The organism is Agrococcus sp. ARC_14 (genome assembly GCF_022436485.1).
GTDB lineage: Bacteria > Actinomycetota > Actinomycetes > Actinomycetales > Microbacteriaceae > Agrococcus.
This window is the reverse complement of the sequence record NZ_JAKUDO010000001.1, coordinates 1483995-1498413: the sequence shown is the minus strand read 5'-3', so window position 1 is coordinate 1498413 and position 14419 is coordinate 1483995. Positions and strand designations below refer to the sequence as shown.

The following is a 14419-nucleotide window of genomic DNA, read 5'->3' as shown; positions in this document are numbered from 1 at the left end:
AGAAAGGACGTCGGATGTCGACCCCCGAGAAACGCCAGACGATCACCGACCCCGCGGCGCTCGATGCGCTGGCGCACCCGATCCGGCTCGATCTGCTCAGCTTCCTCATGTCCAACGGGCCGGCGACCGCGTCGGACTGTGCCCGTGCCGTCGACGACTCCCCGTCCAACTGCAGCTATCACCTCCGCGTGCTCGCCAAGCACGGCCTGGTCGAGGCTGCCGCATCCGACGATGGCAGGGAGCGACCGTGGCGCGCGACCATCACGGGTCTGAGCCTGGACCTCGACTCCGACGATCCGTCGATGGTCGCAGGCGCCACTGCGGCGCTCGAGGCCTCGGTCCAGCTCGACTATCAGCTCGCCCGCGAGCACATCCGCCACCGCGACCGTCTGGCAGCGCCGTGGCGCGACGTCGATGCCCACGCGCAGTACGGGCTTCGGGTCACCCCGGAGGAGCTCCGGTCGATCGTCGAGCGCATCGACGCCATCGTCCGCCCCTACATCGGCGCGACGCGACACGATGCGCCGGCCGACGCAGCGGTGGCGAACCTGTCGCTGCTCGCGTTCCCGCGACCGACCTTCGGCGGCGCGTCGAGATGACCTCGCGCACCGCCTTCGCGATCCCTGCGTTCCGACGCCTCTGGGGCGCAGGACTCATCTCCGACATGGGCGACTGGCTGCTGTTCATCGCGATGCCGCTCATCGTCTTCCAGCTCACCGGCTCCGCCCTCGGCACGGCGATCGCGTTCCTGCTCGAGCTCGTGCCTGCCGTGCTGCTCGCGCCGCTGGCCGCGCGACTCGTCGGGCGGTTCGACCGGCGCTGGCTGATGGTCGCGGTGAACATCGGCCAGGCGCTCGCGCTCCTCCCGCTCCTCTGGGTGAACGACGCCGCCGATCTCCCGATCGCCTACGCCGTGATCGTCGTGCACGCGTCGCTCAGCACCCTGTTCGAGCCGGCGAAGAACACGCTGCTGCCCGACCTCGTCGATGTCGAGCGCCTGGTCTCCGCCAACGCTCTCATCGGCCTCAATCAGAACCTCGGGCGCCTCATCGGCGGCCCGCTCGGCGGTGTCCTGCTGGCGGTCGGCGATCTCGGTCTGATCGTGGTCGTGGATGCCGCGACCTATCTCCTCTCTGCCATCCTGATCGCCACGCTTCCCAAGGCCACCCCCGCCTCCCTGTCCACGGACCCCGACCGGCCGCCAGGGGGCCTCTGGGAGGCTCTCCGCATCCGTCGTCTGCTGGGCGCATACGCGGTCATCGTCATCACGAGCATCGCCCAGGGCATGTTCCTGCTGCTGTTCGTGCTCTTCGCGCTCGGTCCCCTCCAAGGGTCCGATGCAGACGTTGGGCTGCTTCGAGGCATCCAAGCCGTGGGAGCGATCATCGCGGGGCTGGTGCTCGGATTCCTGGTGCGAGGGTCATCGCCGCGCGCGCTGACGGCTGCGAGCGTGCTCGCCTTCGGCGTGATCTCGCTCGTGACCTGGAACCTGCCAGCGCTGACCACAGGACTCGGATGGTACGTCGTGCTCTTCGCGGCGGTCGGTGCGCCCGGCGTCATCATGTTCGCGGGGCTCATGAGCGTGCTCCAGCAGGAGTCCGAGCCTCGCCAGCGCGGCGCCGTCTTCGCCGCCGTCGGCCTCGCGAGCGCAGTCGGCCAAGGGCTCGGGATCCTGCTCGGCGCGCTGTCGGACACCGCCTTCGGGCTGCTGCCCCTCCTGCAGGTGCAGGGATGCCTCTACCTGTTGGGCGGTCTGATCGCGCTGCTCTGGCTCCCACGCGCCCTCGGCTCGGCGCGCGCACGAGATGCGGACGCCGTCGCCCGCATGTGACCCGCGACCCGCCGACTGTCAGGCGCGCGGAGGCGACGGAGAGCGCCCGAGGCCGCGCACCCAGCCCGATCCGCGCTCGAGGACCGCCCCGCCCAGCTCCAGCAGCGCGAGCACCGCCGTCACATCGCGCGGCGCCATCCCGGTGCGCACCGCGAGCTCGTCCACGCCGCGCGGCGCCCTCGCGCTCATCGCATCGAGCACGCGCAGCTCGTCGCTCGTGCCGCCGCCGAGCGCGACCGACTCCTCGAGCGGGCCGTCGATGAGCTCGACCACGTGCTCTGGTCGTTCGATGACCGCTGCGCCGTAGTCGCGCAGCAGCCGATGGCAGCCGGTGCTCGATCCGGACGTGACCGGGCCCGGCACCGCGCCGAGCGGCCTGCCAAGCGCAGCTGCGTGCCCCGCCGTGTTGATGGAGCCGGAGCGCTGCCCGGCCTCGACCACGACCGTGGCGCTCGCGAGCGCCGCGATCAGGCGGTTGCGTGCGAGGAACCTCCAACGGGTCGGCGGCACGCCGCTCGGCGCCTCTGCGATCACGCAGCCCGTCGCGACGACCCGCTGCAGCAGCTCGTCGTGGCCCGCCGGGTAGAAGCGGTCGAGTCCGCCCGCGAGCACGGCGACCGTCGTGCCGCCGCTCGCGAGCGTCGATCGGTGGGCCGTGCCGTCGATGCCGTAGGCACCGCCGGAGACGATGGCGAAGCGCCGGCCGACGAGCCCTGCGGCGAGCTGCCCGGTGACGAGCTCGCCGTAGCCGGACGAGGCTCGCGAGCCGACCAGCGCAGCCGAGCGGTCGCAGGCGGCGAGCGCCGCCGGGTCGCCCCGGACCCAGAGCGCGGCGGGCGCGTGCGGCCCCAGATCATCGATCGCCAGCGGCCAGTGCTCGTCGGCACGGGTGAGCAGGCGCTGCCGGTGGGCTGCACCCTGCGAGAAGGCTCCGAGGATGCGTTCGGCGCCCAAGCGCGGCAGCCAACGGCTGAGCGCATCGGGCACCATCTGCGCGACTTCGCCATCGTCGAGCGCTTGGGCCCAAGCAGTCGCACTCGTGCCCTCCACGAGCAGCTGCAGCGCGCGCACGTCGCCCACCCGCTCACGCACGAGCCCCGCGACGCCGTCTCCTGGCTCTGGCAGCACCGTCCAGGCACCGGCGGCGAAGCGCGCGATCACCTGGTCGTCGTCGGGCGGAGCCGCGTCGGGCGGCAGCGTGCCGAGCACGGCCTCGCGCAGCAGCGCGAGCTCGATGCGGAATGCCTTCATGCGGGGATCCCCTTCCTCAGCGCGAGCGCACGCCCGACGTGCGTGCGCGTCGGCGACGGCGCGTGGTCGAGATCGGCCATCGTCCACGCGACCCTGACCGTGCGATCGAGCCCGCGCATCGTGAGCGCGCCGTTCTCCAGCGCGCGCTCCAGCGGCGCGAGCAGCGCGCCGTCGAGCGGCAGGTTGCGACGCAGCCAGGGGCCCGGCACGTGACCCATCGCCGTCCACTCCGTGGCGTGCAGCCTGCGAGCGGCACGGGCGCGGGCCTCGGTGACGCGCGCGACCGCATCCGCCGTCGTGCGTCGGCCGTGGCCGCCGGTGTCGGCGCCAGGCACGACGCGATCGACGCGCACCTGCAGGTCGACGCGGTCGAGCAGCGGCCCGGAGAGCCTGCCGAAGTAGCGCCTGCGCTGCTGGGGCGCGCACGTGCAGTCGCCGGTGCCGAACTGCCCGCATGGGCACGGGTTGGCCGCGAGCAGCAGCTGGAACCTTGCGGGGAACGTAGCCGCGCCGGCGGCGCGGTGCACCGTGATGGTGCCCGACTCGAGCGGCTGGCGCAGCATGTCGAGGACGGTGCGCGGAAACTCGGGTGCCTCATCGAGGAAGAGCACCCCGTGCGTCGCACGCGCCGCGGCACCCGGGCGGATCGTGCCGGAGCCACCGCCGATGAGCGAGACCGCGGTGGCCGAGTGGTGCGGATGCTCGAACGGCGGCACGAGGTCGAGCCTCGAGGCCGGGGGCTCCCCCGACAGCGAGCGCAGCGAGGCCACGTCGAGCGCCTGCAGCTGCGTGAGCGGCGGCAGGATGCCCGGCAGCCGCATCGCGAGCATCGTCTTCCCAGCGCCGGGCGGGCCGACCATCATCAGGTGGTGCGCCCCCGCCGCGGCGACCTCGAGCGCGTCGACCGCGTCGCGGTTGCCGAGCACGTCGGCCAGATCGAGCTCGACGTGCGCGCGCTGCGGCACGGGATCGGCAAGCACCGGCTCGACCGGCTCGGGCGAGAGCTCGGCGCCCAGCAGCGCGGCAGCATGCGCGAGGCTCGGCGCACCCAGCACCCGCAGTCCCTCGACGAGCGAGGCCTCATCGGCAGAGGCCGTCGGCACCACGAGCCGTGTCATGCCCGCCGCTGCCGCAGCCCGGGCGAGCGGCAGCGTGCCGGCCACCGGCCGCAGCCTGCCGTCGAGCCCCAGCTCGCCCAGCAGCGCGGTCTCGCCGTCGTCGGGCGGCACCACGCCGCTCGCGCGCAGCACTGCGACCGCCATCGCGAGGTCGAAGTGCGTGCCTGTCTTGGGCAGCGACGCGGGCGTGAGGTTGATGACGACCCTGCCGGTGGGTGCCGTCAGTCCCATGCGCGCGATCGAGCTCCAGGTGCGGTGGCGCGCCTGCTGCACCGCCGGGCCAGGCAGCCCGACGATGTGCACGGCCGGCAGCCCCGAGGACGCGTGCACCTCGATCTGCACCCCGACGCCCGCCAGCCCACGGAGCGCGACGCACTCGGCTCGGCCGAAGCCGCTCACCAGATGCCCCGCAGATGCTCGACCCGCCAGCTGCCCGACCGCGACGCGATGACGCCCACCGCATCCAGCCGCACCGGCCCCCGATGCCCGCTCGCCTCGAGCCACAGGCCCGCGAGCATGCGCAGTCGACGCACCTTGGCGGGCGTGATCGCCTCGAAAGGGTGGCCGTAGGCGAGCCCCCTGCGCGTCTTCACCTCGACGAAGACGAAGGTGTCGCCGTCGACCGCGACGATGTCGAGCTCACCGTGCGCGCAGCGCCACCGCCGGTCGATGATGCGCATGCCCGCGTGCTCGAGGTGCACGCTGGCGGCAGCCTCGCCGTCGAGGCCCAGTTGATCCTTCGCTCGCATGGCGGCAGGAAAGCGGATGCGCCTGTCGGCGCGCGCGAGCCGAGGGCTCGGCTGTGGAGAAGTCGGCCGGGGCCGCCTCGATCACTCCTCGATCGCGAGGTCCTTCGGCAGCTCGAGGTCGCGGGAGGCCAGCTCTTCGACGTTGACGTCCTTGAAGGTCAGGATGCGCGCCGACTTGATGAAGCGGTCGGAGCGGTAGATGTCCCACACCCAGACATCGGTCAGCTCGAGCTCGAAGTAGAAGTCGCTGCCCGCGTCATGGCGGGTGACCTTCACGTCGTTGGCGAGATAGAAGCGCCGCTCGGTCTCCACCACATGCTTGAACATGCTGACGACGTCTCGATACTCCTTGAAGAGGGCCAGCTCGACCTCGCGGTCGTAGTCCTCGATGTCCTCGGGTTCCACGTCGTCATCCTATGGCCCCGGCCGGCACGATGCCGTGCAGCCAGGTGTGCCGGTGCAGCGCCGTCGGGCCGAGCTCGACGATCGCCGCCAAGTGCGCCGCAGAGCCGTAGCCCTTGTTCGACGCCCAGCCGTAGCCGGGGTGGCCCGCATCGACCTCGACCATGTGCGCGTCGCGCTCGACCTTCGCGACCAGCGCAGCCCCGGAGACCGAGGCGCAGTCGCGGTCGGCCTTCGCACGCAGCACCGTGCGCACGGGCCTGCGCAGCGCAGGGGCGAGCCAGTCGTGGATGCCGTCGAGCAGGATCGCCGCTGCCGGCACATCCACCCCCGCCTCGTGCAGGCCGACGAGTGCGCGCCGGCCCGCGAGCCCGAGCGCCACCTGGATGCCGAGGCTGTCGATCTCGTCGTTGCTCGCATGGCCGACGGCGCTGACGCCCCACTCCCGCACGAGCGGCGCGGTCGCGGTGCGCCGCAGCGGCGTCATCGTCTTCGAGTCGCGCAGGTGCTGCGGCCACTCGCCGCAGTCCGCCACGAGCGCGAGCGCTCCGACGCTGACGGGGCCGGCCAGCGCTCCCCTGCCGACCTCGTCCATGCCGATGACGATGGACGCATCCGCCCACAGTCCACGCTCGACCTCCAGCGTCGGCAGCACGGGCATCAGTGCGTCACCGCCTGCGGCAGGATCACCTCGGTCGACGCGGCCTGCGACTCGACGCCGACGAACGACTGCTCGTAGCTGTCGAGCCAGCTCCAGCGCTCGACCGGCCAGGACACCAGGATGGCGCGGCCGACGACCGACTGCATAGGCACGAAGCCGCCGCCCGGCGCGTCCATGTGCGCGCGCGAGTCGCCGGAGTGGTTGCGGTTGTCGCCCATCACCCACAGGTGCCCCTCCGGCACGGTGACCTCGAACGCCATCGAGCTCGCGGGCTGCCCCGGCTGGTCGAGGTGCAGGTACGGCTCGTCGATCGGGACGCCGTTGACGAGCAGCTGGCCGAAGTCGTTGCAGCACTCGACCGTGTCGCCGGGCAGGCCGATCACGCGCTTGATGAGATAGCCGTGGTCGTCCTCGGGCGCCAGGCCGACGAAGGTCAGGAACCAGTCGATGGCGCCGGCGACGCCGGTCTCCTGCTCCTGCGGCGGGTCGGGCAGCCAGCCGCCCGGATCCTCGAACACGACGACCTCGCCGTGGTCGACGGGGATCACGGTGGGCGAGAGCAGGCTCACGATGATGCGGTCGTCGACCTGCAGCGTGTCGTTCATCGACTCGGACGGGATCCAGAACGGCCGGATGAGGAAGGTCTTGACGAGGAACGAGATCAGCAGGGCGATGAGGAAGATCACGACGATGTCGCGCAGGAACAGCAGGATGCTTCGTCCTCGGCGGGCTCTGCCGTCGCCGCGGCCGGCATCACCGATCTCGACCGTGTCCGTCATCCCCGCCCTTTCGCCTCGGCAAGTCTAGGTGTGTGCGGCCCTGCGCCTCGGCACGTGGCCGCCGCGCCACATCACGATTCGGCGACGAACGAAAAGGAGCGGGGCCGGCATCTCGCCGGCCCCGCTCCTCACTCGATCAGCGCTTCTCGCGGATCTTCGCAGCCTTGCCGCGCAGGCCGCGCAGGTAGTAGAGCTTGGCGCGGCGGACGTCGCCGCGGCTGACGACCTCGATCTGCTCGATGACCGGGGAGTGCACCGGGAAGGTGCGCTCGACGCCGACCTGGAACGAGACCTTGCGGACGGTGAACGTCTCGCGCACACCGTGGCCCGAGCGGCCGATGACGACGCCCTGGAACACCTGGACGCGCGAGCGCGCGCCCTCGATGATGTTGACGTGCACCTTGACGTTGTCACCGGGGCGGAAGTCAGGGATGTCGGACTTGAGGCTGACTGCGTCGACCTTGTCGAGAATGTGCATGAGGGAATCGCTCTCTGCGGCCGCCACAGGTCGGTCGCGCTGGTGTGAAGAAAGTGGATGCGGTGCCTGGCGTGCGCTCCCCTGTGGCAGAGGCCGCCCGTGAGGGCGGACCGCGTGCGGCACCAACGATCTATCTTGCCACACCCCGGCCGGGTGCGCCAACGCATCCGCCCCTCTCGGTGTGCGACGAGCGGTGAGCTAGGGCTGCTCTTCGTCCTCGATGCGGATGACGCGGCCGGACTGCGGGCCGTCGATGCGCTCGAAGCTCGCATCCGCCTGGCGCGCCTGCTGCTCGAGCAACGGCGCCTGCATGTCGTTGACCACGCGCTCGACGCGCTTGCGGGTCTCGCGCCCGAGCTCGAGCACCTGCAGCCAGAACAGCACGATGCCGCCGATGATCGTCACCATCACGGCGATCGCGGTGAACGAGTGCGATGCCGTCAGCCAGCCGTCTCCGAACCATGCGGTGAGCGCGCTGCCCGTGCGGCCGCCCGCGGTGTCGACGACCGTGAGACCCATGAGGGCGATCACGAGCAGCCACGGGCCGACCAGGCGCAGGTCGCGCCATGCGACCGCGCGGGGCCCGCGCACCCCCTTGCGGGCGAAGGTCATGCCGACGACCACGGCGATGATGATGGCGAGGCCCGGCCCGAGGAACGCCTGCAGCAGCAGCGCCTCCCCCAGCGGTGCGCCCGCGAGACCGCGGCCGAACATGATCCAGGCCGGCAGCACGATGATCGCGGCGGCGAAGGCCCAGAAGGATGCGCGCAGGATCCAGTGCCGCGGTGCGGCCGGCTGCGCGGTGCGCTGCTGGCCGGTGCGCTGCCCAGGGAGCTGCTGTCCGGGGCTCGTCGGTCGGGGGCTGGTCGCCATGCCTCGAGGCTAGCGAGCGATCCTCTGCGCCGCAGGGGTGTTCGCTGAGGGCTAGCGGGTGCGGGGGGCCTCGGCCGGCGCCTCGGGCGGCAGCAGATCGGGCCGCACCCGGCGCGTGCGCTCGAGCGACTGCTCGTGGCGCCAGGCGGCGACGAGTGCATGGTTGCCGCTGCGCAGCACCTCCGGCACCTCGCGGTCGCGCCACACCTGCGGCTTCGTGTACGAGGGGTGCTCGAGCAGGCCGGACTCGTGGCTCTCCTCGACGAGGCTCTCCGGGTTGCCGACCACACCGGGCACGAGTCGACCGATGGCCTCGATCATCGCCATGGCGGCGACCTCGCCGCCGTTGAGCACGTAGTCGCCCAGGCTCACCTCGAGCACGCGGGCACGGGTGGCCGCGTAGTCGGCGACGCGCGCGTCGATGCCCTCGTAGCGGCCGCAGGCGAAGATGATGCGCGGCTCGGCCGCGAGCTCGCGCGCGAGCGACTGCGTGAAGGGCACGCCCGCCGGCGACGGGAAGACCACCACCGCATCCGTCGCGTCTGTCTCGCCGAGGAGCGCGTCGAGCGCCTCTCCCCACGGCTCGGGCTTCATGACCATGCCTGCGCCGCCGCCGTAGGGCGTGTCGTCGACCGTGCGGTGGCGATCGTGGGTCCAGTCGCGCAGGTCGTGGACGCCGAGCTCGAGCACGCCATCGCGGCGTGCCTTGCCCAGCAGCGAGACGTCGAGCACCCCGAAGAACTCAGGGAAGATCGTGACGATGTCGATCCGCACGGTCTACGCCCGGTCGGTGGCGGATGCGTCGGGCTCGGCGGATGCGTCGGGCTCGGTCGCCGCGTCGGGCTCGGCGGATGCGTCGGGCTCGGCCGCGACCTCGGGGGCATCCTCCTGCTCGAGCTCCTCCAGCAGACCGGCCGGCGGGGTGACCGTGAGGCGGCCGGCGCGCAGGTCGACCTCCGGCACGATCGCCTTCACGAACGGCACCAGGACCTCGTTGCCGTCGATGTCGACGATGAGCATGTCCTGCGCGGGCATCGCGTCGACGCGCACGACGCGGCCGATGCGGGCGCCATCGCGCCAGACCTCGAGACCGGCGAGCTGGTGCACGTACCAGGCATCGGGCTCGCCCGTCAGCTCGGTGGGGTCCTGCTCGACCCAGAGCACCGCCTTGATGAGCGACTCTGCCTCGGTGCGGTCGGTGACGCCGTCGAAGAAGGCGACGGGGCTGCCGTTGTAGACGCGCAGCTCGACCAGCTCGAGTGACTTGCCGTGCCACTTCGACGACGTCGGCACCTGCAGCGCGAACCGCGCGCCCGGGACGAAGCGTCGACCGGGGTCGTCGGTGTAGAGCTCGATCTTGATCGCGCCCTTGAGCCCATGGGCCCGTGCGAGCCGTCCGACACGAAGCTGGGTGCGTGCGGGCACGGCCGGCCTAGCGATCGGTGTCCACCACGTCGACGCGGACGCGGCGTCCTCCGGGGAGCGCACCCATCACGGTGCGCAAGGCGCCGGCGGTGCGACCGCCGCGCCCGATCACGCGACCGAGGTCCTCGGGGTGCACGCGCACCTCGAGGACCTCGCCGCGCTGCGTGTCGCGCGAACCCACGCGCACCTCATCGGGGCGATCGACGATCCCCTTGACGAGGTGCTCGAGTGCATCGCGCAGCATGCTCAGTCCTGCTTCTCGGCCTCGCCGGCAGCTGCCGGCTCGGACTCGACGACGGGCGTCTCAGCGGCGTCGGTCGACGCGACCTCGGCTGCGGGGGCCTCCTCGGCGGGGGCCGCGGGGGCCTCTGCCGGCTTCGCGGCCTTGGCCTTGAGCACGGGCTTCTTGGCCTCGTCGATGGAGAAGACCTTCTTGGGCTCGGGAGCCTTGACCTGGCTCTCCGTGGGGCCCTCGCCCGTGAAGCGACCCCAGTCGCCCGTGAGCTTGAGCAGCGCGGCGACCTGCTCGGTCGGCTGTGCGCCGACGCCGAGCCAGTACTGCGCGCGCTCGCTGTCGATCTTGATGAACGACGGGTTCTCGGTGGGGTGGTACTGCCCGATCTCCTCGATGACGCGGCCATCGCGCTTGGTGCGCGAGTCGGCCACGACGACGCGGTAGAAGGGCGCGCGGATCTTGCCAAAGCGCTTCAGACGGATCTTGACTGCCACAGTTCTCCTGCTTTTTGTGAGTTGTGTTGCACCGCGGCCTGCACATGTGGGGCAGCGCGACCGCAAAGCTCGGTGAGCATCGCGCGCCGGATAGAGGGTCGGCACGGGCTCGACCCCCCATTCTGGCACATGACACGACGACTCGCGCGCCACCGCTCGTCACCGCTTACGCTTCAGCCATGAAGTTCGCCGCGTCCCCCCGCTCGTCGCTCGGCGTCGAGTGGGAGCTCGCCCTCGTCGACCCGACCAGCGGCGACATCGTCCCGCGCGCCAAGGAGCTGCTCGCCGCCATCGACGACACGCGCTTCGACAAGGAGTTCCTCACCGGCATGATCGAGCTGATCACCGGGGTGCACACCACCACGGACGAGGCGATCGACGAGCTCAGGGCGATGCGCGACACGGCGTGCGAGGCTGCCGACCGGCTGGGCGTCGCGCTCATGGGCACCGGCACGCATCCGACCAGCAGATGGCGCGAGCAGGCGCAGGGCGACGACCCACGCTATGAGCGCGTCATCCAGAAGGCGGGCGACTGGGGCCGCCGGCTCATCATCTTCGGCGTGCACAATCACGTGGGCGTCGAAGACAGGGACAAGGTCGTGCCGCTCATGCGCACGATGCTCGACCGGCTGCCGCTCATCCTCGCGCTCTCGGCCTCGAGCCCCTACTGGCAGGGCCTCGACACGGGCTTCGCCTCGCATCGCACGATGCTCTTCCAGCAGCTGCCGACGGGTGGCCTGCCGCCGATGCTCGTCGACTGGGGCGAGTACGAGCGCACGCTGCGCGACATGCTCACCGCCGGCGTCATCGAGGATGTCGGCGAGCTGCGCTGGGATGTGCGGCCCTCCCCTGCGCTCGGCACGATCGAGGTGCGCGTCGCCGACGGCGCCCCCTCGATCGACGACCTCGCTGGCGTGACCGCGCTCATCCACTGCCTGATCGAAGAGGCCTCGCGCGCGCTCGACGACGGCGAGCCGCAGCGGCACCTGCCGTCGTGGCTCGTGCGCGAGAACAAGTGGCGCGCCGCGCGCGACGGCCTCGACGCGACGGCGATCGTCGACGAGGAGGGCACGCTGCAGCCCGTGCGCGACGCGCTGGGCGAGACGATCGAGCGGCTCGCGCCGGTCGCGGCAGATCTCGGCGCCGTGCGCTCCCTCGCGGCGGCCAGCAGCGTGCTCGATCGGGGCGGCTCTGCGGCGCAGCAGCGCGCCGCCTACGCGCGCGGCGGCCACCGGGCAGTGCTGGCCCAGATGCTCGAGGCGATGCGGGCGTAGGCGCTAGGCGTTCTTCCGGTCTTGGTTTCGACTGCGTCGGCCGGCAGGGCCGACGCGCTCTACCCGCTCCCTGCAGAACGCTAGGCGTTCTTCCGGTCGCGCCACTCGAGGAAGGCCGGCACGCGGTCGAGCGCATAGCCGTCGGCGCTGTCGTCGCCGGAGAGCGGGATCGTGAGCAGCCGCGTGCCGGCAGCGTGCAGCGCGTCGAGGCGGTCGAACCCGACGCCGCCGACGCCATCGCGCACGCTCGCGCCGTTGGAGATCTCGATCTCGTCGATGTCGCGGCCGCGCGCCTCGCAGTGACCGCGCAGCACCTCGAGCTTGTGCGGCAGCTCATCGGGGCCGACGAACGAGTGCCAGATATCGGCGTGCTCTGCGACCATCGGCAGCGTCTTCTGCTCGCCCTTGCCGCCGATCAGGATGGGCATGTCGCCCAGCGGCGGCGGGTTGAGCCGCTCCCAGCGGGCGCGGATGCGCGGCAGCGAGTCGGCGAGGGCACGCAGGCGCGAGCCCACCGTGCCGAAGTCGTAGCCGTACTCCGCATAGTCGCGCTCGAACCATCCTCCACCGATGCCGAAGATGAACCGGCCGCCGGAGATGTGGTCGATGGTGCGGGCGACGTCGGCGAGCAGATCGGGGTTGCGGTAGGAGTTGCAGAAGACCAGCGGGCCGATCTGCACCCGCTCGGTCGCGACGGCCCACGCGGCCAGCTGCGTGGTCGCCTCGAAGTGGGTGCCCTCGGGGTCGCCCGAGAGCGGGAAGAAGTGGTCCCAGCCGAAGACGGCGTCGACGCCCATCTCCTCGAGCCGCTTGGCGGCATCGATCGTGGCCTGCACGGTGGTGTGCTGCGGCGAGAGCTGCACGCCGATCCTGGTCGGGCGGTGGACGCCGTATCGCTCGGTCATGCTTCGACCCTATGGGTGCGCAGACGTAGGGTTGCTGCGTGCCAGAACTCTCCCCCATCGCCGAGCGCGCCGCAGCGCCTGCAGTCCTGCCCGTCATCACCGCCGGAGGGCTCCGCTGGCGGCCCGCGACGATCGACGACGCGCCGCTGGTGAACGCGCTCAACAACGCCATGGCCGCTGCCGACGAGGCGCCCTACCGCGAGACCGAGGAGGAGACGCGCGAAGAGCTCGGAGCCACCTGGCGCGATCTCGAGCACGACTCGCTGCTGGGCTTCGACGACGACGGCGTGCTGCGCGCATCCGCGCTCGTCATCGCGTTCCCCGGCGACACGACCACGGTGCGCGCCATCGCGTTCGGCGGCGTGCACCCCGAGCGACGCGGCGAGGGCATCGGCCGCGAGGTGTTCGCGTGGCAGGTCGCGCGCGCCCGTCAGATCCTCGCGGCCTCGGGCAAGGACCTGCCCGGGCGCATCGCCGCCTACGCGGAGGACGACGACCCGCAGTCGAGGCACCGCATGTACCTGCACGCGGGCTTCGAGCCACGTCGCTACTTCTCCGACCTCAAGCGGCCATTGACGGGCGACGCGCCGCCCATCCCCGAGGTCGCGCTGACGGGCTCGCTGCGGCTCGTGCCGTTCTCTGAGGAGGTCGATGACGCCACCCGGCTCGCGCACAACGACGCCTTCCGCGACCACTGGGGCAGCGAGCCGCAGACGATCGAGCAGTGGCAGAACGGCCGCAGCGAGTTCGCAGCGGAGTGGTCGTTCGTCGTCGTCGACGACGCGCCCGATGTGGCGGCGCTGCTGGCGGACGAGGCGACGGATGCGTCCACACGCGCCGCGCTGGAGGCCGGAGACCCGCTCGTGGTCGCCTACTCGCTGAACAGCCGCTTCACCGCCGACTTCGAGGTGCGCGGCTACACCTTCGGCTACACCGATCTGCTCGGCACGCGCCGCGCCTACCGCGGCAGGAAGGCGGCGGTGGCGGCGCTCGCAGCGAGCATGCGGGCGTTCGCTGACTCGGGCATGGACGCCGCGGTGCTCGATGTCGACACCGAGAACCCCTCTGGTGCGCACGGGCTCTACGCGAGCCTCGGGTACACGATGGAGCACGGCTCGCGGATGTACTCGATCGAGCTGTAGAGCGCGTTCCGCAGGTCCGCAGGTCGAGGAGCGCGCGGGCGAAGCCCGCTCGCGTCACGAGACCGCAGGAGCGGGCAGACACCTCCCGGCCTCGTGACGGCAGCGACCTGCGGTCGCGGCCTCCTCGACCGACGGCAGCCTGCCGTCAGGCCGGGGCGTCGAGCGCCTCGCCGACGGGCGTCGCGCCCGCGTTGCAGCGGATCGTGACCCCGCGCAGCTCGGGCCGCGCCACGACCTCCGCGATGAGCCTCGCCACCGTCGCGCGAGGGATCTGGCCCGCCTCGATCGTGCCCTCTGGCTCGTCGATCTCGATGCCGCCCTCGTCCTCGAGCGTGAGTGTCGAGGGAGCGAGGATCACCCAGTCGGCGCCCGAGGAGCGGATCGCCTCGTCGACGAGCGACTTCGCCTCGGCGTAGGCGAAGAAGCCGTTGTCCTCCGGCACGCCGTGCTCACGGCTCGATCCGAAGTACGAGACCATCAGCAGCCGCGCACCCGAGCGGCCCACCGCATCCAGCACCCTGAGCGCCGCGTCGTGGTCGACGGCGCGCGTGCGCTCCGCGGTGCCGCCACCGGCCCCCGCCGACCACACGACGACGTCGTAGCCCTGCAGCAGGTTGTCCACCGCCGACTGCTCGAGCGACTCGAGATCGGCGACGACCGGCTCTGCGCCGGTGGCCTCGATGTCGGCCGAGTGGTCGGGATTGCGGATGACGCCATGGACGGTGTGCTCCGCGTGCGCGAGCATGCGCAGCGCGAGGAGCGCGATCTTGCCGTGGGCGCCGAGGATGATGATGCGTGCCAT

At 71.7% G+C, this 14419-nt stretch carries 18 protein-coding genes; 4 read left to right on the top strand and 14 right to left on the bottom strand.

The window, feature by feature from the left end:
- Nucleotides 1–14 precede the first annotated feature (14 nt).
- The gene (locus MKD51_RS07420) at nucleotides 15–599 is read left to right on the top strand and encodes a helix-turn-helix domain-containing protein (RefSeq protein ID WP_240239694.1); all 585 of its coding nucleotides are present in this window, start codon (nucleotides 15–17) and stop codon (nucleotides 597–599) included.
- On the top strand, nucleotides 596–1831 hold the full coding sequence (locus tag MKD51_RS07415; protein WP_240239693.1) for an MFS transporter: 1236 nt from the start codon (nucleotides 596–598) through the stop codon (nucleotides 1829–1831). Before MKD51_RS07420 ends, MKD51_RS07415 begins: the two co-directional genes overlap by 4 nt.
- Nucleotides 1832–1849: 18 nt before the next feature.
- Here MKD51_RS07415 and dprA read toward each other — a convergent pair whose 3' ends face one another.
- The 12 genes from dprA to rpsP form a co-directional block, all read right to left on the bottom strand.
- Complete coding sequence (gene dprA, locus MKD51_RS07410) at nucleotides 1850–3082, bottom strand: DNA-processing protein DprA (RefSeq protein ID WP_240239692.1); 1233 nt, start codon at nucleotides 3080–3082, stop codon at nucleotides 1850–1852.
- On the bottom strand, nucleotides 3079–4599 hold the full coding sequence (locus tag MKD51_RS07405; protein WP_240239691.1) for a YifB family Mg chelatase-like AAA ATPase: 1521 nt from the start codon (nucleotides 4597–4599) through the stop codon (nucleotides 3079–3081). Before MKD51_RS07405 ends, dprA begins: the two co-directional genes overlap by 4 nt.
- Entirely contained in the window at nucleotides 4596–4949 is a 354-nt protein-coding gene (locus MKD51_RS07400) for a YraN family protein (RefSeq protein WP_240239690.1), read from the bottom strand. The genes MKD51_RS07405 and MKD51_RS07400 overlap by 4 nt, the downstream gene beginning before the upstream one ends.
- Before the next feature lie 81 nt (nucleotides 4950–5030).
- Complete coding sequence (locus MKD51_RS07395) at nucleotides 5031–5354, bottom strand: DUF2469 domain-containing protein (protein WP_240239689.1); 324 nt, start codon at nucleotides 5352–5354, stop codon at nucleotides 5031–5033.
- A gap of 4 nt (nucleotides 5355–5358) precedes the next feature.
- Nucleotides 5359–6012 carry a ribonuclease HII gene (locus tag MKD51_RS07390; RefSeq protein ID WP_240239688.1) on the bottom strand — a complete coding sequence of 218 codons (654 nt, stop codon included), beginning with the start codon at nucleotides 6010–6012 and terminating at the stop codon, nucleotides 5359–5361.
- Complete coding sequence (lepB, locus tag MKD51_RS07385; RefSeq protein WP_240239687.1) at nucleotides 6012–6791, bottom strand: signal peptidase I; 780 nt, start codon at nucleotides 6789–6791, stop codon at nucleotides 6012–6014. The genes MKD51_RS07390 and lepB overlap by 1 nt, the downstream gene beginning before the upstream one ends.
- 136 nt (nucleotides 6792–6927) lie before the next feature.
- The gene (gene rplS, locus MKD51_RS07380) at nucleotides 6928–7269 is read right to left on the bottom strand and encodes a 50S ribosomal protein L19 (RefSeq protein ID WP_240239686.1); all 342 of its coding nucleotides are present in this window, start codon (nucleotides 7267–7269) and stop codon (nucleotides 6928–6930) included.
- Between the two features lie 198 nt (nucleotides 7270–7467).
- A complete protein-coding gene (locus MKD51_RS07375) occupies nucleotides 7468–8142 on the bottom strand; it encodes a hypothetical protein (protein WP_240239685.1) in 675 nt (224 codons plus the stop codon).
- Between the two features lie 51 nt (nucleotides 8143–8193).
- Nucleotides 8194–8916, bottom strand: a complete 723-nt coding sequence (gene trmD / locus MKD51_RS07370; RefSeq protein ID WP_240239684.1) for a tRNA (guanosine(37)-N1)-methyltransferase TrmD — start codon at nucleotides 8914–8916, stop codon at nucleotides 8194–8196.
- A gap of 3 nt (nucleotides 8917–8919) precedes the next feature.
- Nucleotides 8920–9567: a ribosome maturation factor RimM gene (gene rimM / locus MKD51_RS07365; RefSeq protein ID WP_240239683.1), complete on the bottom strand. Its 648-nt coding sequence runs from the start codon at nucleotides 9565–9567 to the stop codon at nucleotides 8920–8922.
- Between the two features lie 7 nt (nucleotides 9568–9574).
- Complete coding sequence (locus MKD51_RS07360) at nucleotides 9575–9811, bottom strand: RNA-binding protein (protein WP_240239682.1); 237 nt, start codon at nucleotides 9809–9811, stop codon at nucleotides 9575–9577.
- Between the two features lie 2 nt (nucleotides 9812–9813).
- Nucleotides 9814–10296: a 30S ribosomal protein S16 gene (rpsP, locus tag MKD51_RS07355; RefSeq protein ID WP_240239681.1), complete on the bottom strand. Its 483-nt coding sequence runs from the start codon at nucleotides 10294–10296 to the stop codon at nucleotides 9814–9816.
- Nucleotides 10297–10475: 179 nt separating this feature from the next.
- On the opposite strand from rpsP, the gene MKD51_RS07350 reads away from it, so the two are divergent.
- Nucleotides 10476–11570 (top strand): glutamate--cysteine ligase, encoded by a 1095-nt coding sequence (locus MKD51_RS07350; protein ID WP_240239680.1) that lies wholly within the window; start codon nucleotides 10476–10478, stop codon nucleotides 11568–11570.
- An 80-nt stretch (nucleotides 11571–11650) separates the two neighbouring features.
- On the opposite strand, the gene MKD51_RS07345 is transcribed toward MKD51_RS07350, so the two are convergent.
- On the bottom strand, nucleotides 11651–12475 hold the full coding sequence (locus MKD51_RS07345; protein ID WP_240239679.1) for an LLM class F420-dependent oxidoreductase: 825 nt from the start codon (nucleotides 12473–12475) through the stop codon (nucleotides 11651–11653).
- 38 nt (nucleotides 12476–12513) lie between these two features.
- On the opposite strand from MKD51_RS07345, the gene MKD51_RS07340 reads away from it, so the two are divergent.
- Nucleotides 12514–13617 carry a GNAT family N-acetyltransferase gene (locus MKD51_RS07340; protein WP_240239678.1) on the top strand — a complete coding sequence of 368 codons (1104 nt, stop codon included), beginning with the start codon at nucleotides 12514–12516 and terminating at the stop codon, nucleotides 13615–13617.
- 145 nt (nucleotides 13618–13762) lie between these two features.
- On the opposite strand, the gene MKD51_RS07335 is transcribed toward MKD51_RS07340, so the two are convergent.
- The gene (locus MKD51_RS07335; protein WP_240239677.1) at nucleotides 13763–14419 is read right to left on the bottom strand and encodes an NAD(P)H-binding protein; all 657 of its coding nucleotides are present in this window, start codon (nucleotides 14417–14419) and stop codon (nucleotides 13763–13765) included.

Excerpts from the sequence above, each read along its gene's own strand:
- MKD51_RS07335 (WP_240239677.1), bottom strand. The coding sequence starts at position 14,419 with ATGGCACGCATCATCATCCTCGGCGCCCACGGCAAGATCGCGCTCCTC.
- MKD51_RS07345 (WP_240239679.1), bottom strand. The coding sequence starts at position 12,475 with ATGACCGAGCGATACGGCGTCCACCGCCCGACCAGGATCGGCGTGCAG.
- MKD51_RS07350 (WP_240239680.1), top strand. The coding sequence starts at position 10,476 with ATGAAGTTCGCCGCGTCCCCCCGCTCGTCGCTCGGCGTCGAGTGGGAG.
- MKD51_RS07415 (WP_240239693.1), top strand. The coding sequence starts at position 596 with ATGACCTCGCGCACCGCCTTCGCGATCCCTGCGTTCCGACGCCTCTGG.
- rplS (WP_240239686.1), bottom strand. The coding sequence starts at position 7,269 with ATGCACATTCTCGACAAGGTCGACGCAGTCAGCCTCAAGTCCGACATC.
- lepB (WP_240239687.1), bottom strand. The coding sequence starts at position 6,791 with ATGACGGACACGGTCGAGATCGGTGATGCCGGCCGCGGCGACGGCAGA.
- MKD51_RS07400 (WP_240239690.1), bottom strand. The coding sequence starts at position 4,949 with ATGCGAGCGAAGGATCAACTGGGCCTCGACGGCGAGGCTGCCGCCAGC.
- MKD51_RS07420 (WP_240239694.1), top strand. The coding sequence starts at position 15 with ATGTCGACCCCCGAGAAACGCCAGACGATCACCGACCCCGCGGCGCTC.
- MKD51_RS07375 (WP_240239685.1), bottom strand. The coding sequence starts at position 8,142 with ATGGCGACCAGCCCCCGACCGACGAGCCCCGGACAGCAGCTCCCTGGG.
- MKD51_RS07390 (WP_240239688.1), bottom strand. The coding sequence starts at position 6,012 with ATGCCCGTGCTGCCGACGCTGGAGGTCGAGCGTGGACTGTGGGCGGAT.
- MKD51_RS07360 (WP_240239682.1), bottom strand. The coding sequence starts at position 9,811 with ATGCTGCGCGATGCACTCGAGCACCTCGTCAAGGGGATCGTCGATCGC.
- dprA (WP_240239692.1), bottom strand. The coding sequence starts at position 3,082 with ATGAAGGCATTCCGCATCGAGCTCGCGCTGCTGCGCGAGGCCGTGCTC.